28 protein-coding genes and 1 other annotated feature are annotated in these 26,954 nt (G+C 42.6%); of the genes, 4 read left to right on the top strand and 24 right to left on the bottom strand.

The features are described from left to right. Positions 1–17 precede the first annotated feature (17 nt). The 9 genes from nuoE to metA all read right to left on the bottom strand — a co-directional run bounded on the left by nuoE (position 18) and on the right by metA (position 7,967). Positions 18–527, bottom strand: a complete 510-nt coding sequence (gene nuoE, locus Q0G26_RS01295; protein WP_249747318.1) for an NADH-quinone oxidoreductase subunit NuoE — start codon at positions 525–527, stop codon at positions 18–20. A gap of 114 nt (positions 528–641) precedes the next feature. Further along, positions 642–1,412 carry a PHP domain-containing protein gene (locus Q0G26_RS01290; protein ID WP_293827844.1) on the bottom strand — a complete coding sequence of 257 codons (771 nt, stop codon included), beginning with the start codon at positions 1,410–1,412 and terminating at the stop codon, positions 642–644. Positions 1,413–1,415: 3 nt separating this feature from the next. Beyond that, complete coding sequence (locus Q0G26_RS01285; RefSeq protein WP_293827842.1) at positions 1,416–1,769, bottom strand: serine kinase; 354 nt, start codon at positions 1,767–1,769, stop codon at positions 1,416–1,418. Beyond that, a complete protein-coding gene (locus Q0G26_RS01280; protein WP_293827839.1) occupies positions 1,759–3,138 on the bottom strand; it encodes a [Fe-Fe] hydrogenase large subunit C-terminal domain-containing protein in 1,380 nt (459 codons plus the stop codon). Before Q0G26_RS01280 ends, Q0G26_RS01285 begins: the two co-directional genes overlap by 11 nt. Before the next feature lie 28 nt (positions 3,139–3,166). Then, entirely contained in the window at positions 3,167–3,610 is a 444-nt protein-coding gene (locus Q0G26_RS01275; protein WP_009145643.1) for an anti-sigma regulatory factor, read from the bottom strand. A gap of 5 nt (positions 3,611–3,615) precedes the next feature. Then, a complete protein-coding gene (locus Q0G26_RS01270; RefSeq protein ID WP_366517719.1) occupies positions 3,616–3,969 on the bottom strand; it encodes a DRTGG domain-containing protein in 354 nt (117 codons plus the stop codon). A gap of 221 nt (positions 3,970–4,190) precedes the next feature. Beyond that, positions 4,191–5,291, bottom strand: a complete 1,101-nt coding sequence (locus Q0G26_RS01265) for an RNA-guided endonuclease TnpB family protein (RefSeq protein WP_293722709.1) — start codon at positions 5,289–5,291, stop codon at positions 4,191–4,193. Positions 5,292–5,631: 340 nt separating this feature from the next. Continuing rightward, positions 5,632–6,921, bottom strand: coding sequence for an O-acetylhomoserine aminocarboxypropyltransferase/cysteine synthase family protein (locus Q0G26_RS01260; RefSeq protein WP_293827835.1), 1,290 nt, complete (start codon positions 6,919–6,921; stop codon positions 5,632–5,634). 35 nt (positions 6,922–6,956) lie between these two features. Further along, positions 6,957–7,967: a homoserine O-succinyltransferase gene (metA, locus tag Q0G26_RS01255; protein WP_293827833.1), complete on the bottom strand. Its 1,011-nt coding sequence runs from the start codon at positions 7,965–7,967 to the stop codon at positions 6,957–6,959. A gap of 87 nt (positions 7,968–8,054) precedes the next feature. Next, positions 8,055–8,314: a binding site (T-box leader), on the bottom strand. Between the two features lie 409 nt (positions 8,315–8,723). Between metA and Q0G26_RS01250 the strand changes: the two genes are divergently transcribed. From Q0G26_RS01250 to Q0G26_RS01235, 4 genes are all read left to right on the top strand, one after another. After that, positions 8,724–8,984, top strand: coding sequence for a DUF4160 domain-containing protein (locus Q0G26_RS01250; protein WP_276764708.1), 261 nt, complete (start codon positions 8,724–8,726; stop codon positions 8,982–8,984). 17 nt (positions 8,985–9,001) lie between these two features. Continuing rightward, a complete protein-coding gene (locus Q0G26_RS01245) occupies positions 9,002–9,256 on the top strand; it encodes a DUF2442 domain-containing protein (RefSeq protein WP_293827831.1) in 255 nt (84 codons plus the stop codon). Positions 9,257–9,377: 121 nt separating this feature from the next. After that, complete coding sequence (locus Q0G26_RS01240; RefSeq protein ID WP_277259171.1) at positions 9,378–9,617, top strand: DUF2442 domain-containing protein; 240 nt, start codon at positions 9,378–9,380, stop codon at positions 9,615–9,617. Positions 9,618–9,681: 64 nt separating this feature from the next. Then, a complete protein-coding gene (locus Q0G26_RS01235) occupies positions 9,682–9,867 on the top strand; it encodes a hypothetical protein (protein ID WP_293827827.1) in 186 nt (61 codons plus the stop codon). Between the two features lie 171 nt (positions 9,868–10,038). Here Q0G26_RS01235 and Q0G26_RS01230 read toward each other — a convergent pair whose 3' ends face one another. The 15 genes from Q0G26_RS01230 to Q0G26_RS01160 all read right to left on the bottom strand — a co-directional run bounded on the left by Q0G26_RS01230 (position 10,039) and on the right by Q0G26_RS01160 (position 26,949). After that, positions 10,039–10,974 (bottom strand): glycosyltransferase family 2 protein, encoded by a 936-nt coding sequence (locus tag Q0G26_RS01230; protein WP_293827825.1) that lies wholly within the window; start codon positions 10,972–10,974, stop codon positions 10,039–10,041. 53 nt (positions 10,975–11,027) lie between these two features. Beyond that, positions 11,028–12,014, bottom strand: a complete 987-nt coding sequence (locus tag Q0G26_RS01225) for a hypothetical protein (protein ID WP_293827823.1) — start codon at positions 12,012–12,014, stop codon at positions 11,028–11,030. Between the two features lie 100 nt (positions 12,015–12,114). Continuing rightward, a complete protein-coding gene (locus Q0G26_RS01220) occupies positions 12,115–13,104 on the bottom strand; it encodes a Stealth CR1 domain-containing protein (protein ID WP_293827820.1) in 990 nt (329 codons plus the stop codon). Between the two features lie 153 nt (positions 13,105–13,257). Next, complete coding sequence (locus Q0G26_RS01215) at positions 13,258–14,268, bottom strand: glycosyltransferase (RefSeq protein ID WP_293827818.1); 1,011 nt, start codon at positions 14,266–14,268, stop codon at positions 13,258–13,260. 9 nt (positions 14,269–14,277) lie between these two features. After that, complete coding sequence (locus tag Q0G26_RS01210) at positions 14,278–15,429, bottom strand: glycosyltransferase (protein WP_293827816.1); 1,152 nt, start codon at positions 15,427–15,429, stop codon at positions 14,278–14,280. A gap of 11 nt (positions 15,430–15,440) precedes the next feature. Continuing rightward, a complete protein-coding gene (locus Q0G26_RS01205; protein WP_293827813.1) occupies positions 15,441–16,199 on the bottom strand; it encodes a glycosyltransferase family 2 protein in 759 nt (252 codons plus the stop codon). Between the two features lie 336 nt (positions 16,200–16,535). Continuing rightward, a complete protein-coding gene (locus Q0G26_RS01200) occupies positions 16,536–18,461 on the bottom strand; it encodes an LTA synthase family protein (RefSeq protein WP_293827811.1) in 1,926 nt (641 codons plus the stop codon). 14 nt (positions 18,462–18,475) lie between these two features. Continuing rightward, on the bottom strand, positions 18,476–18,775 hold the full coding sequence (locus Q0G26_RS01195; RefSeq protein ID WP_293827808.1) for a winged helix-turn-helix transcriptional regulator: 300 nt from the start codon (positions 18,773–18,775) through the stop codon (positions 18,476–18,478). 79 nt (positions 18,776–18,854) lie between these two features. After that, a complete protein-coding gene (locus Q0G26_RS01190; RefSeq protein WP_293827806.1) occupies positions 18,855–20,129 on the bottom strand; it encodes a DUF4143 domain-containing protein in 1,275 nt (424 codons plus the stop codon). A 355-nt stretch (positions 20,130–20,484) separates the two neighbouring features. Further along, the gene (locus tag Q0G26_RS01185; RefSeq protein WP_281737843.1) at positions 20,485–21,162 is read right to left on the bottom strand and encodes an RloB family protein; all 678 of its coding nucleotides are present in this window, start codon (positions 21,160–21,162) and stop codon (positions 20,485–20,487) included. Then, positions 21,153–22,361, bottom strand: a complete 1,209-nt coding sequence (locus Q0G26_RS01180) for an ATP-binding protein (RefSeq protein ID WP_366517718.1) — start codon at positions 22,359–22,361, stop codon at positions 21,153–21,155. The genes Q0G26_RS01185 and Q0G26_RS01180 overlap by 10 nt, the downstream gene beginning before the upstream one ends. A 281-nt stretch (positions 22,362–22,642) precedes the next feature. Further along, the gene (locus Q0G26_RS01175; RefSeq protein ID WP_293827801.1) at positions 22,643–24,001 is read right to left on the bottom strand and encodes an MATE family efflux transporter; all 1,359 of its coding nucleotides are present in this window, start codon (positions 23,999–24,001) and stop codon (positions 22,643–22,645) included. A 145-nt stretch (positions 24,002–24,146) separates the two neighbouring features. Continuing rightward, positions 24,147–26,039 (bottom strand): ABC-F family ATP-binding cassette domain-containing protein, encoded by a 1,893-nt coding sequence (locus tag Q0G26_RS01170; RefSeq protein WP_293827798.1) that lies wholly within the window; start codon positions 26,037–26,039, stop codon positions 24,147–24,149. 99 nt (positions 26,040–26,138) lie between these two features. After that, the gene (locus tag Q0G26_RS01165; RefSeq protein ID WP_293827796.1) at positions 26,139–26,408 is read right to left on the bottom strand and encodes a barstar family protein; all 270 of its coding nucleotides are present in this window, start codon (positions 26,406–26,408) and stop codon (positions 26,139–26,141) included. 10 nt (positions 26,409–26,418) lie between these two features. Beyond that, a complete protein-coding gene (locus tag Q0G26_RS01160; RefSeq protein WP_293827794.1) occupies positions 26,419–26,949 on the bottom strand; it encodes a ribonuclease domain-containing protein in 531 nt (176 codons plus the stop codon). Positions 26,950–26,954 lie beyond the last annotated feature (5 nt).

The following is a 26,954-nucleotide window of genomic DNA, read 5'->3' as shown; positions in this document are numbered from 1 at the left end:
ATGCCAGCTCCCGCATTTTATTTATACCTTGCCAAGATGCCTGCCAGCTTATCGGTGGTCAGGCGTCCATGCGTATCATCGTTAATCTGCATAACCGGCGCCAAACCGCAGGCACCGATGCAGGCTACAGTTTCCAAGGTAAAGCGCAGGTCGTCGGTCGTATGTCCGGCCTTAATGCCCAGCTGCTTTTCCAAGGCCTGCAGAATTGTTTTGCCGCCACGCACATGGCAGGCAGTACCCTGGCAGACGCGAATAACATTGCGTCCGCGCGGATTAAGATGGAACAATGAATAAAAGGTTACTACGCCGTAAATTTCGGAAATCGGCGTACCTGTTTTATCGGCAATATACTCCAGTACATCCTTAGGCAAATAGTTGTACAGGTTCTGCACTTCCTGCAGAATAGGAATCAACGGTCCCTTGACATCTGCGTATTTTTCCAGAATGGCATCTATGCGCTGCTTTTCCGGATTATCGCCGCCGCAGCAGCTGCATTTACGCTCAAGACGGTTTTCACTATTGTTCATACTACCCCTCCTCTAAAGGATTTTTTGTAAACTTACTCACTCAGTATACCATTTTGCAGTTAATTGTACAATACTATTTACGTGATTTTTGTTATATAGTGTACTCTATTTGCGTTATTCTTTACAAAAGTCTGAAAATTGTCCCGCCAGGACACTGCGCATCCCTTTACCAGCAAGAGCCAATTTCAGCTCTGCTATCGTTAACGCCTCCACCTGCAGTAAATTTTTCGGTCCCTGCACAAAATCATAAATATTATGTGCATCGGAATCCGTAACAAACGGCAGATAGCCTGCCAGACGCTGCAGCTTCGACTGCAGCTTGCGCTGCCAGCCTGCTGCAGAAATTTCAGCAGCAGCAAAGCCAAAGTCCGGCTCAATAAAACCAAGCTGTCCCAAAATGCTGTAGGAAGGACGGTCAATGTGAGCGGCAATAGTAAGGCCGCCCAAGGCGGCAACCTGCTGCACCACCTGCGCCGCTGTCAGCGACAGCGGTGCGTGCAGCAGACGCTGCTCCTCACGCACAAACTCGTCCTCGGCATCTACTACATACTGAGCACCAAAGCGTTCTGCATCATTCAGCATGCCGTTCATATGCTCATCAACCAGCAGCTGCCATCTCTGCAGCTGCTCCAGCGTATCAAACAGCGCCACAATATGCGCCTCTTCACTGCTTTCCACTTCCATACCGGGAAATACCTTCACGCCGTAGCGCTGCGCTGCCTCCAGCGCAGCCGGCACATTGGCACTGGCATTATGATCGGTAATAGCAACCGCGCCAATGCCATACTCGGCGGCACGCATCACAATATGATGCGGTGTCATCTCTACCTCAGCACAGGGCGAAAGCAGCGTATGTACATGTAAATCCGCCAGAACTGTCTGCATTGCTTAGTCCTTCTTGCCAACACCCAATGCGTACAGCTTGCCGATAACCTCAAAGGCAGGCGCTTCGGTTGCTGCCACAACAACGTCATTCAGATTTGCCTTATGCAGCGTATCCTCCGCAACCGGACCGTCACCTGCTACAATAACTGCCGCAAAGCCGATCAGCGAAGCAACGGCAGCAACATTCTGATGTCCCTGCATCGTTACCCAAACCATACCAGGCTGTCCCTGGCCCATAGCATTACTCAGTAAATCGGAAGCATAACCGCCTTCTACCTCTGCATATAAAGCATCCTCGCTTACATCCTTAGTCAGAAGCTTCAAATCAAGCTTCTCAATCATCTCTTTAACCTTCATCGTTCTCTGCCTCCGTTTTATTTATTTCTGCCGGCTCATGATAAATAGGAATCTGCTTAGCCAGCTCCAGCATGCCCTGTGACAATTTATGTACACTGGCACGCAATTTAAAAATACAATCTATCTCGTGCGCCTTGCCCTGCACGATATCCTCCGCCAAGCCCTGACAGCTGGGTGCACCGCAGGCACCGCAGTCCAGACCGGGCAAGGAGCAGAGCACCTCTTCCATGCGCTCGAACTTTTTCATTGCTTCCATGATATCATCATCAAGCTGCATCATGGGACGTGCCACCAGCTTCTTGCGGTAAGCCTCCGAATGCGGGAAGTCCTCCAGCACCATCGTGCGCGCCATCGCCTCACGCCTGTCCGCCGGCTCCTGCACTCGTAGGCTGGCAATACGCCTGCGCAGGTTGCATTCGGCCACGAACTTGTTTTCTGCTGCCAAAAGGCCGCCCAGGCAACCTCCTTTGCAGGCACTGCACTCCACATAATCAAGCTGCGGCATTTTATTCATAGAAACCTGCTCCAGCAGGTCATACACATTATCAATGCCGTGAATTGCCAGACCGTTGGTAATTCCGGCGCTTTCTATTTCGCCGCCATATGTTCCCCAGGCCATACCGTAGGAGGAACCGGTGCGCACATTCAGCTCATGCGTACCGCCAAGATTCTTCAGCAGCAGTCCGTAAATCTCCGACAGACTGAAGCTGCCGGTAAGCTCCGTATGATGCACATCTACCGACTGGCGGATATTAGTTTCCTTGGACGGACAAGGCGAGATAAACCACACGCCTATCAGCTCCTTAGGCAGCTGCTTGCGCGCCGCCGCTTCACGCTTCACGTAAATTGCGGCAGCCTCTACCGGCGGCAGTACAGGCACCACCTGCTTAATCAGCTCTGGAAACTTTACCTGAATCAAACGCATAACTGCGGGGCAGGTAGATGAAATCAACGGCTTGCGTCCGTTGCTGTTCTTTTTTACATATTCTTCTATTTCCAGGGCGATATACTCCGAAGCCAGTGAAACATCAAAAATTTCATCAAAGCCTATATTATGCAATCCCTGCCAAATGCTTTCCAGCGGGATATTATCCGGGAACTGCGCATACAGCGAAGGCGCAGGCAGCACAATATTATAAGCATAATCGGCCAGGCCCTCCAGCGTGTCGGTTTTCACATTAAAGGCATGATAGGGGCAGCCTGCAGCGCAGGCACCGCAGTCAATACAGCGGTCGCCCAAAATCTCCGCCTTGCCGTTGCGCACGCGAATGGCCTCTGTCGGACACAGCTTGACGCAGGATACGCAGCCCTGACATTTATTCCGCTGCAATTCCACCGAATGGAAATATGTTGTTGGTTGAGGAGCCATTGCGTATCACCTCGTTTCCTAAAATCTCTTATAAATCCTCGCTCTGGTGCTTGAACTGCATCGTGATGCAGGTACCTTCGCCCACCTTGGACTGAATATCAAACTTATCAGAGCACTTTACCATATTCGGCAGGCCCATGCCGGCGCCAAAGCCCATCTGACGCACATAATCAGGCGCAGTAGACCAGCCCTCCTGCAAGGCCTTATTGATATCAGGGATGCCGGGGCCGTGGTCAGTTACCGTAATTACGGTAGCATCGGGGAAAACCTCGGCCGCTACATTACCGCCGCCAGCGTGAATAATAACATTCATTTCTGCTTCATAGGTACCAATGGCAATACGGCGCACAATATCTGCCGGAATGCCCAGGCGTTGCAGCATCTTTTTTATTTTAGAAGAGGCTTCGCCTGCGCGTTCAAAATCGCCGCCCACGCAGTCAAAGGCCAATTTTACGGATTTACTGTCTGTCATTTGCATTACTCCTTTTTGCTGCAGCCACGGATACCTGCTCCGTAAAGAATGCCGCAGGCTTCAAATAAGGTATAATCGGTAGCCAGAACCGGCAGATTATTTTCCGCCGCTGCTGCCACAATATCAGCATCAGGCACCTTTCCACGCACAAATACCAGCGCGCTCAGCTCCGTCATATCGGCGGTGCGCACTACCTGCATATTAGTCAGTCCCGTGCACAGCAAGGTGTTGCGTTTGGTAAAGGCCAGAACATCGCTCATCATATCACTGCCGCAGCAGGACTCAATTTGGCGGTGCATCAGCTCACTGCCTGTCAGAACCCTGGCCTGCAGCAGCTTTTGTACATTATACAAATCCATACACATAGCCCCTTCCTCCATTTATTACAGCTATATCTAAGCAAAATATCTGTTTTTTGCCAGACTTGATTACATTTATTGTACACTTTAATACGCAAGATTTGACATACTCACCACGCCTAAAGGCGGGGGATTCTGGGATGATAGCGAGCTTTGCCTACTAGATGCAGGTCTTACGAGCTCTCTCCACAATGGTTGATGCCCCAACCATATAGATCTATTTATCCGAGGGCGATTCTTTCGCCTTCGGTCTTTATGTTTATGGCTGCATTCGTATCTCGATTATGCTTTGTATTACAGCTAGGGCAAATCCAACTGCGGATTTTCAAGTCTTTCGTTTCTTTGTTTCGATAGCCACAATGACTGCACAGCTGGCTAGATGGATAGAATTTATCTACTTCTACGACTTTTGCACCTGTTCTGCTTGCTAAATACTTTAACTTTTGTACAAAGTCTGCAAAACCCAGGTCGGAGATTTTTCTTCCGAAACGCTTTTGCATAGCCTTTAGATTTAGATTTTCCAATGCTACAAGTGCATATTGTCCAACAATTCGTTGTGCCATTTTCCAGTGGAAATCACTACGCTGATTTGCAACTCGTTTATGTAGTCTAGCAAGCTCTAACCTAGCTTTTCTACGATTATTTGAGCCTTTTTTCTTCCTGGATAGGTTACGATTAGCTTTAGCAATCGACGTTGCATTTGCCTTGAAAAAAAGTGGAGATACAATATCTTTTTTGTCTGACGCATATAGAAATGTTTTTAGTCCGAAGTCGTAGCCGACGCTTTTACCTGTTCTTGCCAATACTTCGTTCTCATTTATATCGCATACGAAATAAATGTAGATATCTCCTAATGTGTCCCGTTTAATTGTGACTGTTTTCACTGTACCTTCTATTTCACGAGACTTGAAATAGCGATACTTCTGCTTTGCTATCTCAATGATATTGCCACTACGGAGCTTCCAACCTGCCTGTTTCAACGTGTAGGACTTATATTTCTTTATTTTCTTAAATGATGGCGGAGCTGTGCGGATATTGTGTTTCAAATTTCTAAAAAACAATTTGTATGCCCTGTCTATGCGGTCGGTTATATCCTGTACCGCTTGTGAGCCTATATCTTTGATATAGCTGAATTTATATAGCTTATTGAGCTTCGTCAGGTGCTTTTGCAGCTGATATTTATTGAGCGATTTCCCGTATAGAGAATAGTATCTCTTATGAAGTGCAATACAATGATTATAGATAAGCCCTGCTGCACTAATTTGTTTATGGAGTTTTTTATTTCTTTTCGCTCTATACAACTTAAAGCAATAGGTTTTCATCTCTTGCACCTCCCTACTTCATTTTCTGATTCTCTATATACTGCTTAATAACAGATTTAAGATTTTTATCTGTATTTAGGACACTAAACCATATTATATTTATACGAGTACACTATGTTATTATTGAATTTGCAGGTTGTTTTTGCCATATTTAAAGTATAGCAGAAAGATGGTAGATTGCAAGTATCTATAAATTAAAATGTCTAGCTCTCAACACTTGCGTAAAGGTCGCTAGATACGCCTTATATCCCCATACCTAAAAGCAGAGGCTTTACGGCGTTTTTGGTAAAAAAGCAGACCGGCCCCCACGGACCAGCCTGCAAATTTCATTATAAAAGCTTTATTCTGCAATACCTGCCAGCGCCTGCTGCAAATCAGCCAGCAAATCTGCCTTATCCTCCAAGCCGCAGGACAGGCGCACAAGGCCTGCCGGAATGCCCGCTTCCGCTAGCTGCTCATCCGTCATCTGGCGATGCGTCGTAGTTGCCGGATTCAGGCAGCAGGTGCGTGCGTCGGCAACATGCGTTTCGATTGCCGCCAGCTGCAAGCGTTTCATAAAGGCTTCCGCCGCCTTGCGTCCACCCTTCAGGTTGAAGGATACAACGCCACAGCCACCGTTGCCCAGATATTTTTGCGCCAAGTCATAGTATTTATTGGACTTCAGTCCAGGGTAGTTGACATATTCCACCTGCGGCTGCTGCTCTAAAAATTCCGCTATAGCCTGAGCATTTTCTATATGACGCGGCATGCGCACATGCAGCGATTCCAGACCAAGATTCAGGATGAACGCACTTTGCGGCGACTGCATCGCGCCAAAGTCACGCATCAGCTGCGCCGTTGCTTTGGTAATAAACGCGCCCTCCTTGCCAAACTTTTCGGCATAGGTAATACCGTGATATGATTCATCGGGTGCACACAGGCCGGGGAATTTGTCGGCATGCGCCAGCCAGTCGAACTTGCCGCCGTCGATAATCGCACCGCCCAGGCAGGCAGCATGGCCATCCATATACTTCGTCGTGGAATGCGTTACGATGTCTGCACCCCATTCAATAGGACGACAGTTAATCGGCGTGGGGAAGGTGTTATCCACGATTAAAGGCACTCCATGACGATGGGCAGCGTTGGCAAATTTTTCAATATCCAGCACCGTCAGTGCGGGGTTGGCAATAATTTCGCCAAAGACTGCCTTGGTGTTCTCCTGAAAGGCAGCGTCCAGCTCCTCGTCCGTGGCATCGGGAGAAACAAAGGTTGCTGTTACACCCATCTTCGCCAGCGTTACGTCAATCAGATTATAGCTGCCGCCGTAAATGGAAGAGGAAGCAACAATGTGGCTGCCTGCCTCGCAGATGTTAAACAGGGCAAAGAAGTTTGCCGCCTGTCCAGAGGAAGTTAGCATCGCCGCAGCGCCACCCTCCAGCTCAGCAATTTTTGCTGCTACGAAATCGCAGGTAGGGTTTTGCAGGCGGGAGTAAAAATAGCCGGTAGCCTCCAGGTCGAACAGCTTGCCCATCGCCTCGCTTGTATCGTATTTAAAGGTTGTGGATTGGATGATTGGAATCTGGCGCGGTTCGCCGTTGCCGGGTTTATAACCACCTACTAAGCATTTTGTATTAAGTTTGAAATCACTCATTTGCTATCTCTCCTTTAATTGTTCTCATCATCATATTATTGGTTAGCAGGAATTGCGGCACCCATGCGCTGCAGCTGCAAAAGAATTTTGTTATAATCACCCAAAGCCTTATCCAGCTTATTACCGCTCGCCGGTGCCAGCTCGTGCAAATCATAGGGCGTATCCTGGTAAACAATGTTCAGCCAGTTCATATAGAACAGATGCGCGTAGCTGCGCCATTTAAACACCGGTTCTTGCGTTGTATCGCCATCGGGGAAGTAGAATTCCGGCAAATCAATCGGCAAATTCTTTTTCTTATCGCGGAAATATTCATTAGCCAGGGTATAGCGATCATATTCGAAATGGCCTAAGACGAAGATACGACGCAAATCCTTGGTAGCGCAGATGTTGATGCCGTGTTCTACTGAACGTGACAGAACCTGCAGTGCTTTGCAGGCATCAATCGCATCATCGTCCACCGCAGTATGACGGGACTGCGGAATGAAATATCTGTCGTCAAAGCCACGCAACAACGGATGATTTTTCACCGTCAGGCCGTAGGGGAAGATGCCAAACATTTTCGCCGGCAAAATCGTTTTGTTTACGCCGTAATAGTGGTACAAGGCAGCCTGCGCGCCCCAACAAAGTGTCATCGTGGAATAACAGTGATATTCGGCCCAATCAAGATAAGCTTCTATTTCCTTCCAGTAATCAACCGCCTCAAAGGGAATGGTTTCTACCGGTGCGCCCGTCATCAAAAAGGCATCGTAATAACGGTCCTTGATATCATCAAACTCCAGATACGCACGGTCAAGATACGAATTATCGGTGTGAGTGGTTTCGCGGCTCACGGTACGACAGAAGTCAACTTCTATCTGCAGCGGGGAATTACCCAAAAGGCGTAGTAGCTGAATCTCCGTCGGCTTCTTCAGCGGCATCAGGTTCAGCACGCACACCTTCAGCGGACGAATACGCTGCGTCGTCGCGCGCTGTTCTGTCATGGTAAAAATTCCTTCCTCCTGCAGTTGGCAGATCGCGGATAAATGGTCGTTGATTTTAATCGGCATTATTTGTTCCTCCTACATTTCCTAACTTTAATTATCAAACTTGCTACAGGAGGATGAGCAATAAAAAAGCTTCCGTTCCTGTAAAAATACAGGGACGAAAGCGTTGCTTCGTGATACCACCCTAATTCATCCATATGTCACCACATGGACCTCATCAAGTACGCAGGGATTGTTTACCCTTTAATACTCCAGCACTGTAACGGGTGCACCCGGACGACCTAAATGCCAGCATCTCAGTCCATCGGCTCCAAGACCATCTTCAATGTCACCACCTGCTCCTTCTTGCACCATTATGAAGGCTCTCTTTGCCAGGCTCGTACATTTACTCTTCTCTTCATCGCCCATTATTAAGTTATGTGCATGATAATACAGTAATTCTTTGTAACTGTCAACAAAAAGTTGCAGTTTTCTCGTAGAAAAAGAAGATAGAGTAGATTTTGTAAAGTAGGTTACAGAAATTTGCAGGAAAATGTTGGTAGTAGCCAAAAGCACCGACATCTACAGTAGCAATTGTATCGCTGATTTATTTTCGTTATTTTCAGAATCTTCACTTGACTTTCTTCTCCTTTTTATTTATACTTATCTTAGCTTCACATTCACAACAAAATAAGCAGAGCCTACCGGCTCATGTCGGTAGTATTTAGCAGTACCTACGGTATCCGAAACTTCCGGATGCTATGTGTACTGCTTTTTTGTTCAGCACCTTATGTTGTATTTTGCTGGAGCAAATATTATAATTAAAGGAGAGAAAACAGTATGCCGGCTATTTCAATGTTTTATGGTATTATTATTAAGATGTACAACAACGGTGAACACAATCCGCCTCATTTCCATGCATCATATCAGGGATATTATGCTACATTCAATCTTGATGGTGAGCTAATTGAAGGAGATATGCCAAAAAGACAGATTAAATTTATAGCAGCCTGGACAGAAATTCACAAAGATGAGCTAATAGCCAATTGGGAACTGGCTATTAACGAAGAACCATTATATAAAATTGAACCATTGCGTTAAAAGGAGTGACCACAATTATGAAAACGCCAGTATGGGTAGTTACCAACGTACAACCGCAAAAGGATTATACGCTGATTTTAACCTTTGCCAGCGGCGAAAAAAAGCTTTTTGATGCTCGCCCACTTCTTGCCAAAGCAATCTACAAACCATTGAACAATCTCAGTTTTTTCCTGACAGCTAAGGCTGATTGTGGTTCCGTAGCTTGGAGCGATGAAATTGATATTGCACCGGAATATTTATACGAGTGCAGCTTTCCTTTGCAGGTTATTTAAGCTGTTACTTAAATTTGCTAATGTAAGAGATGAGTTAAACGCAAATTGGATTTTGTTATCTGCCTGTGACGGCTATTTTAAAATTGAACCATTACGTTAACAATTATTAGAGGTGAAAATTATGCTTAGACCAACCGCTATCAGCGTAACTGTACAAAAGGATTATACTCTAAAGGTTATTTTCAATAATGGTGAAACTAAAATATTCGACGTAAAGCCTTATATCAAAGGTTCGTGGTATAGCAGGCTCAAGGATTTTTCTTATTTTTCTTTAGCAAAGGCAGACGGATTTACTGTCATCTGGCCTGAAGGTCAGGATATTTGTCCTGACGAGCTTTATTACAATAGCGTGCCAGTATAGTTTCAGCCAACGCAGTAAAAAGTAACCATACCTACCATACCATCCAAAGAAGGGACTCGCAACTATGGATAATTTCAGCAAGCAAATTTATGAGGCTGGCATTAATGACGGAAGAGCTGAAGGCGAGGCTGAAAGCATCAAAAATCTTATGTCTACACTGAATGTCTCCATCGACCAAGCCATGGATATTTTAAAAACTCCGCCCGAAGAGCACCAGTACTTCAAGGACCTGTTAGCTAAGGAGCTGTAGGCTTCGTCTATCCCCAAATTAAACCTGTCCCAAAATGACAATACCCATTTTCTGATGCCAGAAAATGCACCAGTTGGATGTCGTTTATATTTTAAGCAATAAAGATTTTGACCAGGACCGCAAAAGCGGTCCTGATTTTTTTATACGGCAGAGTTGACGCTTACTCCAAAATTACATATAGCCTCTGAAGTGAGCATACCATACGCACAACTTCTTCCTTTTTGCCAGAAGCATCTTCACCCAAAACTTATTTCTTAAACCGATAATTTCAGATTTAGTCAATCGTTCCTTAAGATAATCACAAATTTCTTGCTCCTGCAGTAATGAAAGCTCATTATCAGCATACTGCCTAAACAAGCACTTCATTGTTTCCTTAACCATTATTTTATCCAGTGCTTTTAAACAATCAACATTACGCTCTACAGCTAACCGCCTGTTTTTCATGCGCCCTAGAAAAAGATCGTACAAATTTTTAACAGTTTTTTGCGCAGTAATAGAATTTACATTTTGGCGATTGTAATAATAAAGCTTATCCGGTATACATTCGATTCTCTTTGCATTAAGGCAAATAGCAGGAATTGTCAGTAAATCCTCGTAAACCATCCCTATTGGAAATCTTATATCCCCAAATAAATCTTTTTTATAACATTTATTCCAAACATACGAAGGCCATACATCTGCTAAAATATTTTGCTTGATTACTTCTGTGCTTTCGGCTGTAAACACCTTGTTTTTCTCATAATCCTTGTAAACCTCTATAAGTCCACAAATAACCATATCTGCACCAGTATCAGCTATTTTCAAGGCAAATTTTTCCAAATAATCATCAGCAATGTAATCATCAGAATCAATAAAGATAATATAATCGCCCTCTGCAATATCAAGTCCCGCATTTCTAGCTGCACTGATGCCCATGTTTTTCTGGTGAATAACCTTAAAGCGTTGATCCAGCTTTACATATTTATCAATAATAATATTACTATTATCTGGCGAGCCATCATCTATGATAATACATTCAAAATCTTTGAATGTCTGCCTCAACATTGATTCCAAACATTTGTCGAGATATTTTTCAACATTATATACCGGAACAATAATAGAAAACAAATCCTTTTCTCCTCTCATATGTGATTTCAGCAATAAAGCAAATTATGAGCAAGCTATATTTTTTCAAACTTTGATGGTTGCGGAAACAGCGACTCCATAAACTGCTTGACTTTCGTCTTTTCTTCCAACGTAGTATCAGCACTTGAATTTATACAGAAAAATTTTGGCTTATATTTATTAATTCTTTTATGTAGTTTTGATGAATTATCCGTATCACATAGGCTTTCCCACTCAACCTTTTTTAAAAAGTGAAGATGCAAACGCCATGGTTTTGGGTTGGTAACAATTTTCAATTCTGCGTTACCGGAATACACCATATCTAAACTAAATAATATTCTCTGTATGTCATCAGGTTTTCTGAACCTATTCTGAAAACATTTGCTTAAGCGATTTTGAAATTTATCAAGTGTAACAAGAAACAGTGACTTCCGATAAGCATCTATATTATGATGCAATTCATATGATTCCTTCTTACCATATGTATTTTCTAACAGCTCCAAGGAATTGAGTACCGTACCATAATAAGTATATTTCGTTCCACGATAAGCCATAAGTTTTTTGCGGCGAATTGCTTTCACTCTTACAATAGGCTTATCACCAGCAAAAAAATCTTCCTGATATACTTTTTTCCCAAAAAACATATCGTCATTACCGTAAAGAAACTTTTCCGAAAGCTTGGGGATAAACGGCAAAAAGTATTCTATTACAGCAGAATTAAAGCAGGGTATGCTTTCCTGTGGCATTATCTCCGAATGGTCTATAACAGTAACCTTTTCATATTTCGTATTCAGCCATTTAGGTACCTGCCTATCGGTCACTATGTATACATGATTAATCCACGGTGCATACATTTCCAAAGAACGCAGCGAATATTTAAGCTCTTTGTTGTCAAAAAAACGTATATCGCCAACAGCTTCATTATTTTCCTGCTCACTGTTATCTTCAATCTTTAAGTATTGCTGCTTACGTTTTTTAAATGCAGAATCATTACCGTCGCACCACAAGTACACCATATCTATTTTATTATCTTGTTTAATCATATTAATCATCTCTTTCTAACTAATCACTAATATATATTAAGAGAATTAGATATTTTGCAGCCTAATTGTTACGCTGCACATAGATACAATCAAACGATTACTATATGCTTTTTTCAAACCTAGATGGTTGCGGAAACAGCGACTCCATAAACTGCTTAGTTTTCATTTTTTCTTCCATCGTGGCATCAGCACCTGAATTTATGCAGAAAAGTTTTGGCTTATACTTAACTATTCGCGGGTATATCTTAGGAGCATTGTCTGCATCGCAATAGCTTTCCCAATTAACCTTTTTCAAAAAGTCAAGACGCAAACGCCATGGTTTAGGATCAGAAACAATTTTCAATTCTGCCTTTCCCGTATATACCATGTTTAAGTTAAACAATATTCTCTGAATATCATTAAATTTTCTAAACCTATTCTTAACACATTTATTTAAGCTATCCTTAAATTTTTCAAGTGTAGAAAGAAACATCGACTTACTATAAGCATCTATATTATGGTGCAACTCATAAGGTAAGCTCTTGCCATAAGCTTTCGCCAATATTTCCAACGAATTCAGTACAGTTCCATAATAAGTATACTTTTTTTCAGGATTATATGAAAGCTTCTTCCGACGACTTTTTTTTACGCGTACAATCGGTTTATCTCCCACAAAAAAATCTTCTGGTTTCGTCTCATTGCCAAAAAATGTATCGTCATTACCATAAAGGAACTTTTCCGAAAGATTTGGGATAAACGGCAAAAAGTATTCTATTACGGTGGAATTAAAACATGGTATGCATTCCTGTGGCATTATCTCCGAATGGTCTACAACAGTAACCTTTTCATATTCCACATTCAACCAATATGGTACCTGCCTATCCGTAACTATATAGACATGATTAATCCACGATGCATACATTTCTAATGAACGCAATGAATACTTAAGCTCTTCGTTGTCATAAAAGCGCACATCGCCAACAGCTTCAATATTTTCCTGCTCGCTACTATCTTCAAGCTTTAAGTATTGCTGCTTGCGTTCTTTAAAGTCAGCGTCATTGCCATCGCACCATAAATATACCATATCTATTTTATTATCTTGTTTAATCATATTAATCATCCACCATTAATTAAGCATTAATGAATGCATACTATATTAAGGCATGGATATATTTAAAATAATATAGATTCAAAATACTACGCTATATATTAGTCTACACCGCATACCGATATAATAACGAAAACTATTGGCACATTTATTTTCTCACCGCAATATTTTTTTGCATTTTTTGCTGAATAAAGATATTTTTGCAGAAATTATATGGATAATATTAAAATCTCCACTAAATTTAAGCCAAATCTTATATTTAGAATTCAATTTACAGTAGCTATCTTTGTCAGATTTGTATTTTATTAACTCCGGAATGATTTTCTCCTTATACATCTTTTTTTCACTATCTGTCCCACAAGCATAAACAGCAGTCATACAAGATAATAAAGCCTTTACATATAAACTTTTACATTCTTTGATACAAGGAATATTTTTCGCTACACTATATTCAAATGCCTCTTTACGCGCCAAAACATAATCCCATCTTGCTTTAGGAGTAAAGGATGTTTGTGTAATAGAGTTGCCATTATAATAATAATTATAAAAAACCTTGTTTATATATCCTACCTTTTCTGCATTAGCTAAAAACAAATACGAAGCAACAGAGTCCTCAAAAACACGTCCCACAGGAAATCGAACATCTCCTATAGCTTTTTTAGTATACACTTTATTCCAAACTGCAGCACCATCATTTGCTAAACAGTCTATTAAAGCTTCTCTGCCACTAACAATATGAATACTTCCATCTCCATATGCTTCTTTTATCTTTTTCCTAGGCTTTATTCTCTGTACCCCACAAGTAACAATATCCAGATTATTATCTTCCATCACTTGTATCATAGTGGAATACATATATGGCAAAATACTGTCATCGCTATCTATAAAACTAATATACTCTCCTTTTGCAACATCTATTCCTGCATTTCTAGCAGAACTAACGCCTCCATTTGGTTTATGTATTACTCGTATACGCGTATCTTTCTTTGCATATTCATCACAAATTTTTCCACAATTATCAGGGGACCCATCGTCAACCAAAATTACTTCCATATTAGGATAATCTTGTGCAAGAATGCTATCTATACCTCGTCTTAAATATGCTTCGACTTTATAAATAGGTACAATAACAGAAATCAATTTATATTTTTTCTTACATTCATTCATGATATTCTCCTAAAATATTCTTTGTTTTTTAACTTTGCTCAAAAAATTCTTAATCAAATTCTCATGGCTATAAGCCTCATTAGCTTCTATCAACCCTTGCTTATACTGCCCATGCTTCTCCGGATAACTGTTAACAAAAGTTTCCAACTGCTTAGTAAATGCATCAACGCTATCCAGGGCGACAGCCTCACCAACATTATATGCCTGCAAAACCTCCGGATTCATTTCCGGTGACTGCAAAATTGGCTTATAAAAACCAATAGCAGTAAACAACATCGCACTCCAATGATAGCGATAACGCTCTGCAGCATAAGGCGCTATTATAACATCAACCCCAAGCAACGCCTTTTGCCACTCTTCACCAATCAGATTTTTATGCCAAAATTCAATACCAGGAACATCCCTGTATTCACTGATAATCTTTTCAAACTCTTCGCTGTCCTCTGTACGTGCCGTCGCTCCCTGCATAATCAGCTTTACAGGAACAGTAAACTTAGCACGCTTAAATGCATCTAAAAAGAAGCGTACATTCTTTTCACGACGATATTGACCAAAAAAACCCAAGGTCAACGGCTCCGTATACGTCAAATTTTTATCTACAGGCAAATCCTGCGGCTTAAACACAGGTGGAACAATCAAATCTACATTTTTCAAGCCATCATTTGCAAAATCATTACGCAAGGTAATAACCTTCAGATGAATATTAGGATAGCGTTCACAACGCTTTGCCTGTTTCACAAAATTAGCTTTTTCCTGAGGGTTAATACCATGGAAAATAATATATACAGGTATCTTGCTGTTCTTTAAGTCAGTATCTAAAATTGCGCGCAAATATCTGTAGGTTGCTGTAGGAATAATGATAGCATCATAATTATTTTCGCTGCTTTTTTTATAAGCAGAATTAAACCACTTTCTGCGCCTACTTTCACGCTTTACAGATAACCACAGCTTTTGAAACTTATTGGCACCTGCATAAGTTACAACCTCTCCACCTTCAAGGTAATTAACCTTAGCATTATATTTAATTTTAAAAGGGAAATTCTCTGGAACCAGCATCACCGGTTCATGCCCTTGGTTATTCAGCTCATCAACCAAGATACGATCAAACTCAACCTCATGACCTGCTGGCATAATGATACTTTCTAAAATCGCTATTTTCATTTTATCACATCCTACAGCTTGCCATTGCTCTTATATAAGTAGTACAATTTCACGTATTTTGTCATAGTATAAAAATAATGATCTACAGACAAAATCCAACCAAGGCGGCCATCTTTAAAACCGCCATTTAAAAAGTATACCTTTATAAATGCCCATAACGGACGACAAACTATATCCCTAAAAAAACTTACTCCCTTACCAGCCTTTTTATATTTTTCAGCAGCAAGAGTAGTATAATTATTGAATTTATTAAAATACTGCTGCCAATTATCATACGTATAATGGTACATATGGCCTTGCATTTTTTTATTAGGATAGGGAGTTATAATTGCCGGATGCACATATCCCTCAACATAAGAGTCCTTAGCAGGCATTACACGGCATACATAGTCAGGACGCAAAACACCATGTTCTGCTTTATCATAATGGAATTTATTAATACGTTTTATCCAATAGGCAACCTGCTCATTTTTCACAACAGCTGCTTCAATCTCTTTTGATAACTCCGGTGTGCAACGTTCATCTGCATCTATAAAAAATATCCAGGGAAACTTTGCTTGCTGAATTGCAAAAGTCTGCTGCCCTCCCCAATCGCCATTCATGCTACGATGAATAACACGAGCGCCCAGACTTTCAGCAATCTCTTGTGTTTTATCTGTACTGCCATCATCTATAACCAAAATATCCTCGGCAAAGCTGCAGCTGGTAATGCAATCCCCAATATTCTTTTCTTCATTTTTTGCTAAAATCAAAACGCTTATCTTGGCCATTTAGGTCACCTTTCCTTATATACTATTTTAGATTTTTATCGCTATCCTTATCAGATGAAAAATGCTTGCCTAAGTAATAATTTTTCATTTTAATAATATTCACTAATTACTGTCAGAATGCTTCATCATGAGTCATTCTTGTGTTAATTATCAATAAGTCTCTCTATTAACGAACATTAATATCTCAAAATATTCGTATTTGTAATTTTATACAAACTAATAAGTGTTTTAATGACTTTTTTATTGAAAGCTCTTTTTAATTATACCATATCTGCTATCATGTGTGTTAACAAAAAGGCCATAGACCGCAATAAATTACGGCTATGGCCTTCCTTTTTACTTTACCGCATCATCCTTCAGCACACGCCAAGCACCCACTCCGCGCACACTGTTGATATAATCCGTTATTTTTTTATCAGCACTGCTATCTTGCGTATAAATCTTGCCATCTGCAGCGTAAAGCCTGTGATTAAACACTACATCTTGATTGTCAAACATATTTGATTGCAATGCAGCATAAGTAAAGCCAACGGGTCCAATAATCTCTGCTAAAGTTCCTGCCAACTGCATATGGTCCCCAACAGATTTATCATTAAACCATGCTTGCTGCACACCGGCACCATAAAAAATACACGGTATAGACGACAAAGTGCGAGTATCCTGTTCCTTAGCAAAGCTGAAGCGCTCCGAGTGGTCACCGGTAATCACAAAAAGCGTATCACTATACATGCTTTGCGCCTGCTTTACAAAATCACCCATCGTTTTATCCGCATACCAGATATGACCAAGCTCGGTAAGCGTTTTTTCATCATTGGCGATATCTGCAGGCAGCTTGCTCTTAACCTTTGCTCTTGGGAAGCCCATACCATCCACATCAATGCTGTAAGGAGGATGATTACTTGTTGTTAATACCACATGGAAAACCTTTTCCTGCTCTTTTTCCTTACTCATATAAGCTTCAATCTGCTTAAACAAAACAGCATCCGAACAGCCCCAGGCATTACCGCTATTATCACTGAACTCATCTGCACAATGGAATTCATCAAAGCTTTGCGCTTTAGTAAATTTGCCGATATTTTGCCATCCGGAAAAACCACCATACCAAAAAACAGTCTTATAACCAAGCTGCTTCATAATATAGCCAATACCGGTAGCATACTTGCCATTAAAGCTGTTTGCCTGATAGTTTTCATATAAACCCATATCAGGAATACCGCTTACCAAACCATTAACAGCAGAAATTGTTCCGCTGCCATGAGGCAGCATAGTAGCAACGTGAGCAGCATCAGTGGAATTTTGCAGGGCCAGCATATTATCAACTAATCCCAAATCCTTGTACTTAGGTAAAAATGGCCAATTACCAAAGCTCTCGCCAACTATAAGCACAATGTTACGAGGCTGCTTAGCCAGCTTAGGCTGTTTAACTGTATGTATAAAAGCCTTATCTATGCTATCCGCAGCTGTGTTGCCACCGCTTGCAGCAATTTTTTCACGCAGCTGCGCAACTGTAATATTAATATTTGTCACCTTATCAATTTTACGCTTCATATCGCGTACACGGTATAAAGCCTGGCCATCATCCAAAATTGCTTCGTTCAAAAGATTAGATTTTAAGCGTGCGGCACTTTCCCAATTGATAGAATGAGCATAGTTAAAAGCACCACCATAACGCACAAATACACATAAAACTGCCAGTACAGGCGATGTCAATGCAATTACCAGTTTTTTATGCTGTACGACTTCAAAGGATTTGCCAGGCAAATTGCGTAACCATATACGCAATCCATAAGCCAAAGCAATGCCCAAAACCAGAGCCAACGGAAAACGCCACAATAACTGGTACTCTTTAACCGCAGTCACCAAGATTGCATAAATATCATCATGCGCACCATTTATCAGCATCATATTAAAGGCTGCATTAAAAATCTTGTAATACGGTATGCGCGTCATAAAGCAAACCGCAAAGAAAACTAAGGCCATAGCATGCCAGCCAAAACGCAGCTTATCTGCCGGCCAATTTTTTAAAATAAGCTTCGGCAGTGTTGCAAACACAAAGCCAATCAAAGCTATCATGCCCGCAGTCTTTAAGCTTAAGCGCAGTCCTAACAGCAAAGCCATCGGAATGTCGCTATAATCTCCATTAAGCTGTCCGCTATAAATAGCAATAAACGCTATACGAAATACCGTAAAAACCAGGCACCAATAAATAAATGCCTTGAGATCCTGTTGCAGGTTCTCAAAAAATCTTGCGTAAGAATTCATTTTGAAGTTCTCCTTTAATATCTAACAATCCAAGAACCATATTTTTTCGAACCACTTCGTTCTAAACGTCCCATGTCAGAAAGCTTTTTTATTGTTCGCTGAACAGTCGCTCTACTTAAACCTGTAGTTTCTGTAACACCTTTTTGTGTTAACGCAGGATTTTGCGTAAAAAGAGACAGCAACAACTTTTCATTATCACTTAAAGCCTCATTCAATGCTTCACTTAAAGCCTCATTTTCTGATGCTTTAAAATTTAGGTTTGGCAGGGTTACTGTAAACTCAACATTATTAGACCTAAAAAGTGGATTTTGCATATTTTACCAACTAATTACCATTTATACACCAAACATATTTTTCCGTTTCGATATGCAAACCACACCATTTTTCACACTTCTACACACAAAACGCAGCATAAAGCGGTACAGACTTAATATTATTCTCAAAGCCAAAATTGCGCATTGAAAGACGTATACTCTGCTTAATCCCATATCGCTTCACAAACGAATCCAGGCTTTTGGATTTTACATGAATATTCGCCTTACACTCTATAGGCACAACCTCTCCGTTTTGCACAATAACAAAGTCAACCTCTGCAGTTGCTGTGCTGGTCCAATAATTCAGCTTATACCCGTTCGCCTTTAACTGGATTGCCACATAGTTTTCTGTTAAAGCACCCATATATTGTCGAGCTGCCACCAGGCTTTGCTTCGTCAGCTGCAGACGACTGTTAAAAAGTCCGGTATCACTAAAGTACAACTTAAACGAGCTTAAATCCTCATAAGCAGCCAAAGGCATTAACCCCTGCTCACACTTAGTACATTTTAAGACTATGCCAGACTGAATCAGCCAATCAATAGATGCTCCATAAAGTGAAGAGCGCGCACCGGTGCGAATAAGCTTGTATTGAAACTTATTGTTTTCCCTAGCAAGCTGCACTGGTAAGGAATCATAGGCTTCTGCAATCTTCACGCTATCTCCCTTACCTGCATATTTTGCCATATCCGCTACATAGGAATTATAAATCAGACGCTTCAGCTCATCTGCATCGCCATCATTTAAAGCAGCAGCTACAACAGCAGGCATACCACCGGTAAGCAAATAATCCTCATATAAGTTCAAGGCTTCCTTGTGCAAGGTATCCGGTAAAGGCTTATTAGTAGCATAACATTGGCGAATCAAATCTACCAGCATCTCCTTATCCCTTGCCCAAAGATATTCCTCTAAATCCAACGGATACAAATTTTCCAACTGCACCTTGCCTACAGGGAACGAATATTGCTGACGATTAATGGCTACGCCAAGCAAGCTGCCTGCCGCAACTACACAATATTCCGGAGCCTGCTCCGCAAAATACTTTAGTGAAGTCAAGGCATGCTCGCAGCTTTGTATTTCATCAAAAATAATCAGCGTCTTCTGGGGAAAAATTTTAACACCGTACTGTTCTTCGATAACCTTGATAATATAGGCAGGCGTCAGCTTCACTTCCAAATATCCGGCTAATGCTTTATCCTCTTCAAAATTAACATACACCATATTTTCAAAGCAGCTTCGGCCAAATTCCCGAAGAATATATGTTTTACCTACCTGCCTTGCTCCATACAACAGCAAAGGCAATCTATTTTTATCATTCTGCCATTTTTTTAGGCGCTCCATTATCTTGCGGCGCATCACTTCACCCTCTTTCTCTATATTTCTTTATCCTTCTATATTCATCATTCTAGACCAGAAGCTCCCATTCGTCAAGAAAAATGTAATTTATTCCATTTTTTCCTACGAAAAAATGGAATAAATTACATTTTTTCTAATGAATATCGTGCGCGTACATTATTCTATTCCGCAGCTACATTTTGAATACAAAATAAGAAAATCGGAAAATTGACTGCAATCGTCAAACATGGAGATTTTCCTTAAGAAATCAGTTTAATCCCTACTGAATTCACTATTTTGCTATATCCAATGCCAATTGCACTAAAAATCCCCCTGACAAATCAACGCCAAGGGGATAAAACTATATAAACTTTTATTATTTTAGATACGGAAGCAGTTTTTCTATTAGGCGATATACCTCTGTTCCGGGCGTGGATTGAGAAGCCTTCTTGCCTTTGTTAATATTAGCAAGTTTCTTGGCATTACTAATAGCCTGCTCCATATAAGGTTCCAAAAGCTGGTACATATCAGACCTGTTTTTCTTATATTCACTTGTGTTTAATTTAGCCAGGCATGAACTGAGCTTTGCCCAATATTCCTGACGATGTAAATCAGAGTGAATAAATGAGAAATGCAGCAGGAACCATAGTTCAATGCATTGATTTGACCAAAGCGCGTGATAAGTAGTTTCTTCGTTACTATAAGTATGGCAAAGGTCGACAACCTTATCAATATTTTGCGCAGGAAAATCGTCAGTATCATAGACAATCCATACGTGCTTATAGATATTGGAGCTTTTGGCAACTTTTTGCTTTACTTTCTGTAAAAGATTGAGAGTATTATCACCTACACCAATGATATCTAACTGCACTCTGCCACGATATTTGCTGTTGATAGTGTTTTTGACACCTTGGAAGTAAGCTGGCTCTGTACTTATACCTTCGGTAGTTATAAGATGATACTCAGGCTGAATTTTCTTTGGCGTATCACGTCTAGGTTTAAGCCAAGATTTCTTCAAATCTCCTTTTTTCGGCGGTTTTAAGCTCATCGCCATTCACCATCCTTCAGCATATTCTGCAAGTATGGGTCTGCACCGTAACGTCCCTCAAGATATTGCTTGTCATAAGCGGCAGTATTGTTGATACGCTCGTTATTTTCCCTGCGAATCTCATATAGAGAGTATAGTTCACTGCTGTGATCATCTCCTTCAGCAGCAAACCAAATCTCGTCACGGCGGTAAACAGTGTTTTTCATAGTCGCTATATCATGAGAGGTGAAGATAAGTTGTGCTCCATGCGTATTTAGCTTAGGATTTTTAAACAACGCTATGATGTAACGCAGCAACTTCGGATGAAGCTTGGCATCTAATTCGTCAATAACTGCTAGCCGGCCTTCTGCTAAAGCAATCAGCAGTATCGGCAATGCTGCAATGAGCTTTTTAGTACCATCGGATTCATCTTTATAGGATAACTCGTAAGTTTTTCCATGCAGTGTTCTTTGCATGATAAGTTGCTTACTATCGTTGTCATAGCGATAGCCGTTGATATCAATACCCATATCATTTAAAGCACTGATAATTTGCTGGCGTATGGTTTTGTTATCAGACAGCATTATCTGTAATTCAGCTTCAGGATTAGCATAGCTGCGGATAATGCAGCTTTCAAACCATTTTTGGGCGTCATTGATAGCAGGTATATCATAGTTGATTGCCAAGAACGATAAGTAGGGCATTTTGGGATTTACGTCTCTATTGATAGATGCTTTATTTATACTGGAGCCTAAAGTAATAATTTTTCCTTCTCGGTCAAAAACATGGGCGGTACGTTTGCCGCCTATTTTTTTTCTGTCCAATACTTCGGCAATGATTTCATCATGCAGCATAGAAAGGTAATAGCGGTACTCATAGCCATTGGTACGGAAGTAAAGCAGGAATTCTGTAGGCTCACTAGAGGTTTTTTCATCAAACAAGAAAGGCGTGCAAGATACTTTTTGCTGTACTATAAGGTTAGTACGAGTTTTTTCCATATCATAAATTGGTTTTACCACGGTGGAGATAAGGCAGGTTAAAGCCTGCAGCATATTTGTTTTACCGCCACCATTAGGTCCATAGATAGCTGCTACGGATAGAAGGCTACTCGCTGGCTTACAGTCAATAATATTTTCAGCAAACTCCGGCAGATTAGCTGCTTGCATATCGAAGACAGTTTCATCTTTATAGGATTTGAAATTTTTAAATGAAAATTGACAGAGCATGAAATCAACCCCTTTCATGCTCATTGTAACATTAAAAACGCTAAAAATCAATTTTATAAGCCTGTATCAGAAAATATTTTATGGAAAACGGCTCATTAACTTGCAAAATTGCTTTTTTAATGTTACTGGAAGTGCGTTTAGGCGTTTTTTCACTAAAACTCTAAACAATTGGCATTGATTAATATTGTATCATTTTTCAACGAATATTGTATGCGCACATTATTCTATTCTGCAACTACATTTTGAATGTAAAATAAGGAGCAGCTTACGCCGCTCCCTATCTATTCTTCATCTTTCTTTATCCTGCGCTGCAGCAAAACAAGACGCAACGACAAAACAACAGCACTGCAAATTACGCCGATATCCAAGCTCTGCCAATAAGCAAAGGCCCCGTTATTGAACTTGTAATCCAAAAGCAGGCCCACCGGCAGGCAGATTGCCCAATAGGCCAGCATGCTGCACCAGAACGTAGCATTAACATCCTTATAGCCACGCAAAATGCCCTGAATCGGCGCCGCGATTGCGTCGCCACCCTGCCACAGCAATGCGTAGATAATAAACACCTTCACCAGCTCAATAACATACGGATTCGTTGTATAAATGAGTGCGATATACTCACGTGCCACCAGCTCCAGTGCCATATAAACTATAGCGATAAAAAGGCTCAGCTCCAGGCCCAGGGCAGTGTAATCACGCGCTCCCTGATAGTTTTTCGCACCGTATTCAACGCCTACCACAATCGTCAGCGCCAGCGAGAAGCTCATCGGGAACATATAAATGAGCGACGAAAAGTTAAGTGCCGCCTGATGCGCAGCAATCACCTCTGTGCCGAATTTGGCAATAAACAGCGCCACAACGCCAAAAATACTCGTTTCCATAAAAATGGCCACGCCCATAGGCACGCCAATGCGCAGATATTCTGCTACCAAATGCTTAACAGGACGCACAAAACCCAGCACATCGTACTGCCTGAACGGTTGCAGCTTCGTCACCACCACCGCGAACATCACTAAAAGCAGCCAAAAGGTAATGCCCGTTGCTACACCGGCACCAATGCCGCCCAAGCGCGGTAAGCCCAGCTTGCCGAAAATCAGCACATAGTTCAGGAAGGCGTTGACAGGCAGCGCCAACAGATAAATCTTCATCGAAAGCTTGGTATAACCCAATGTATCAACAAGACTGCGCAGTGGCGTGATGAGGAAGAACGGCAGCACGCCTATGCCCAAACCGGCCATATACCACAGCGCAATGTGATAAACCTCCGGCGCCAGGCCCATGCCCTGCAAAAACGGCGGCAAAAAGATAACGCCGCCGACAATTATCAGCACGGAAAAGGCTACAGCCAACAGCATGCCGTGACGTACTACCGTAGAGATTTTTTCTTTTTCGCCTGCACCCAACAGGTTGGCAATCAAAGGCATCGCCGCCAGCAAAATGCCTGCAAAGCAGGTCTGCACTGGCATCCAGATATTACCGCCAATCGCAGCGCCGGCCAAATCTGCATCACCTGCCTGACCGGACATACTGGCATCAAAAAAGTTCATGCCCATAATCGCAATCTGCGTACCGATAATCGGCAGCATAACGCTCAGCAGACGCTTAACCTTATCCTTATAATCCTTGTGTAAAATTTTTAGCATATCCTTACTCCCATTTTCCCTAATATAACAAAAGCCACACGGCTGCAAACACAGTCGTGTGGCGAAAAGATGACTCTTGAATCAGAAAAAATCCACAACAATTTTTCAGATTTAATTTTAACAATAAGCAGCCTGCTTGTCAAGCTCAGCCTTCTGCTTCTGCCAATTCGGAAAGATAAGCCCAACGATCAACCATCTCATCCAGCTTTTGCTGCACCGCCTCCTGCTGCTTCGTCAAATCTGCCAAGCGGGTAAAGTCGCTGCCGCATTGGTTGATTTCTGCGCCCAGCATTTTCAGCTCTGCCTCACTGCGCGCAATCTCCTGGTCCAGTCGCTCCAGCTCCAGGCGTTCGCCATAGGTCATTTTCTTCTTGGCAGGCTCTTCGGCAGGCTTCGCCGCAGCCACCGGCTTAGCCTTGACAGGCTGCGCCTGCTGCGCGCTTTCCTCCTGCAGAGCTTCCACATAATCGCTGTAGCCGCCGATATACGGCTTGATGCTGCCATCCTGCTCCAACGCAAAAATCTTTTGCGCAAAACGGTCGAGGAAGTAACGGTCATGGGAAACGGCGATAACCGCACCGGCGAAGCTATCCAGATAATCCTCCAAAACAGAAAGCGTCGGGATATCCAGGTCATTTGTCGGTTCGTCCAAAAGCAGCACGTTCGGTGCCGTCATCAGCACACGCAGCAGATACAGACGGCGTTTTTCACCGCCGCTGAGCTTGGACACCGGCACCCATTGCAGCTCCGGCGGAAAGAGGAAGCGCTCCAGCATCTGTGCTGCGCTGATGCGCTGACCATCGGCCGTTTCAATATAATTATTCGCTTCCTTGATATATTCCAGCACACGCATATTGCTGTCCGGGAACTCGCTGTGCTGCGCAAAATAACCAATCTTCACAGTCTGGCCTACGCGCATTTCGCCGCTCGTAGGCTGCAGCTTGCCGGCGATGATATCCATCAGCGTTGATTTGCCTGCGCCGTTAGGACCGACGATACCGATGCGGTCATTACGCAGCAGGATATAGCTGAAATCCTTGATATAATCCTTGCCGTCCCACACCATACCGATATCTTCCAGCTCGATAATAGTTTTACCAAGACGGCTGCTGACAGAAGACATCTCCAGATTTGCTTCCGTCTTCACATTCTTCACTTCCGCTTCAATCTGAGCAAAACGCTCCACGCGGTCCTTCTTTTTGGTACGACGTGCTTCCGCACCACGACTGATCCACGCCAGCTCGCGGCGATAGATGTTGCGCAGCTTTTGCGCAGCAGAGGCCTCCGCAATGCGGCGTTCCTCACGCTTTTGCAGGAAGAGGCTGTAGTTGCCGACATAAACATAGCCCTTGCCGCCATCTATCTCCAAGGTGCGGTTAACAACACGGTCAAAGAAATAACGGTCATGGGTTACCATCAGCAGAGCGCCCTTGCGCGCCAACAGCTTTTGCTCCAGCCAGGCAACAGTAGCGTTATCCATATGGTTGGTGGGCTCGTCCAAAATCAGCAGGTCCGAAGGACGCACCAGCACACCGGCCAGGGCCACGCGCTTACGCTGACCACCGCTCAGCTCGCCCATCTGCTGCTGCAGATTAGTAATACCAAGCTGCGTGAGCACTGCCTTCGCTTCACTCTCCAGCTGCCAGGCATATTTATCATCCATCTGCTGCTGCAAATCCAGCAAATGCTTCTGCAGCTTTTTGTTATCAGGCTCCGCTGCAGCCTGCTCCACCGCAGTTTCGTAATCGCGCAACAGCACCATCAGCGGCGAATCACCTTTAAAAACCTGTTCCAATACAGTTGCGTCTGCCTCAAACGGCGGATCCTGCGGCAGATATTCCATCACCACGCCGCCGGGAATCGTCAGCTTGCCGTCACCGGCCTCGTGATTGGCAATCATGCGTAGCAAGGTACTTTTACCGGTACCATTGACACCGATAATACCGTACTTGTCGCCCTCTTCTACGTTAAAGGTAATATTTTCAAACAACAATCTGTCGCCATAGCTGTACGACAAATCCTCTGCACTTAAAATCATTTTTCTTATCTCCCTGTGAAAAATTTACACTCTAAAATTATAACACGCCTGCGGATAAAAGTAAAAAGGACGAACCGCCAAGGCTCGCCCTTCGTATTGCTATTTTACCGTTACCTGTAAATTATCGTTTTCTTCCGCTGCGTCCTGCAAAACCTGCAGTAGCTGTTCGCCATACCAGCCCAGCTTTTCATTATCCGCAACGTTGGCAGGCACAATGATCTGAGTAGGCTCGGCGATTTCCGTCAGGCAATCATACAGCGCGTCTAAATTTGCGCCGTAGTATACAGGCAATGCCAGCGCGCTGCGCAGATATTTATGCAGCGCAGGCACGGAGGTCATGCGCTCAAGGTCTAATGTGATTGTTCTCATGATAATCTCCTTATTTTCCGTAAAGCTTGCTGAAGGACTTGTAATGATCGCCAGTGTAGTAAATCAGGCCATCGTTGGAAAAGACAATGCGCTTCGCGTTACGATTGCCCTTCACGTAATCAATGTCGCATTCCTTCCAATTGCGGCCGTTTTTCTTCGGCAGCTTGCCTTCATAATTGCCGTAGCGGTCGCCGCCGATGGACTTGCCGGGTGCAACCTTGTCGAGGGTACCTTTTGTCTGCCAGCCTAACTTTTTGGCCTCGTTTTTCGTAATATAATTGTGCGGCAGGCGCTTATATTCGTTGATGTAGGCAGCAACGTGCTCCTTGTCGGTGTAAGCAGCGCTTTCGCTGATTTTGATTTTGCCGCTGTTTTCCTTGACGTTGGCCGCAGTATTCTGTCCATTGTTGCTCTTGGTTGTATTAACAGTTGTTGTCTGAGTTGTCTGCTTATCGTTGGTCTTAGGGCTGTTACTGCCGCAGCCGGCAATTATGCTGACGCTGAGCAGCATCGCCAGGAAGAACGCTAAAAGTTTTTGCATAAGGA

The organism is uncultured Phascolarctobacterium sp., assembly GCF_934190775.1.
Classification (GTDB): Bacteria; Bacillota; Negativicutes; order Acidaminococcales; family Acidaminococcaceae; genus Phascolarctobacterium_A.
Note: the sequence above shows the minus strand (reverse complement) of the source record. Positions and strands in the feature narration are given on the sequence as shown.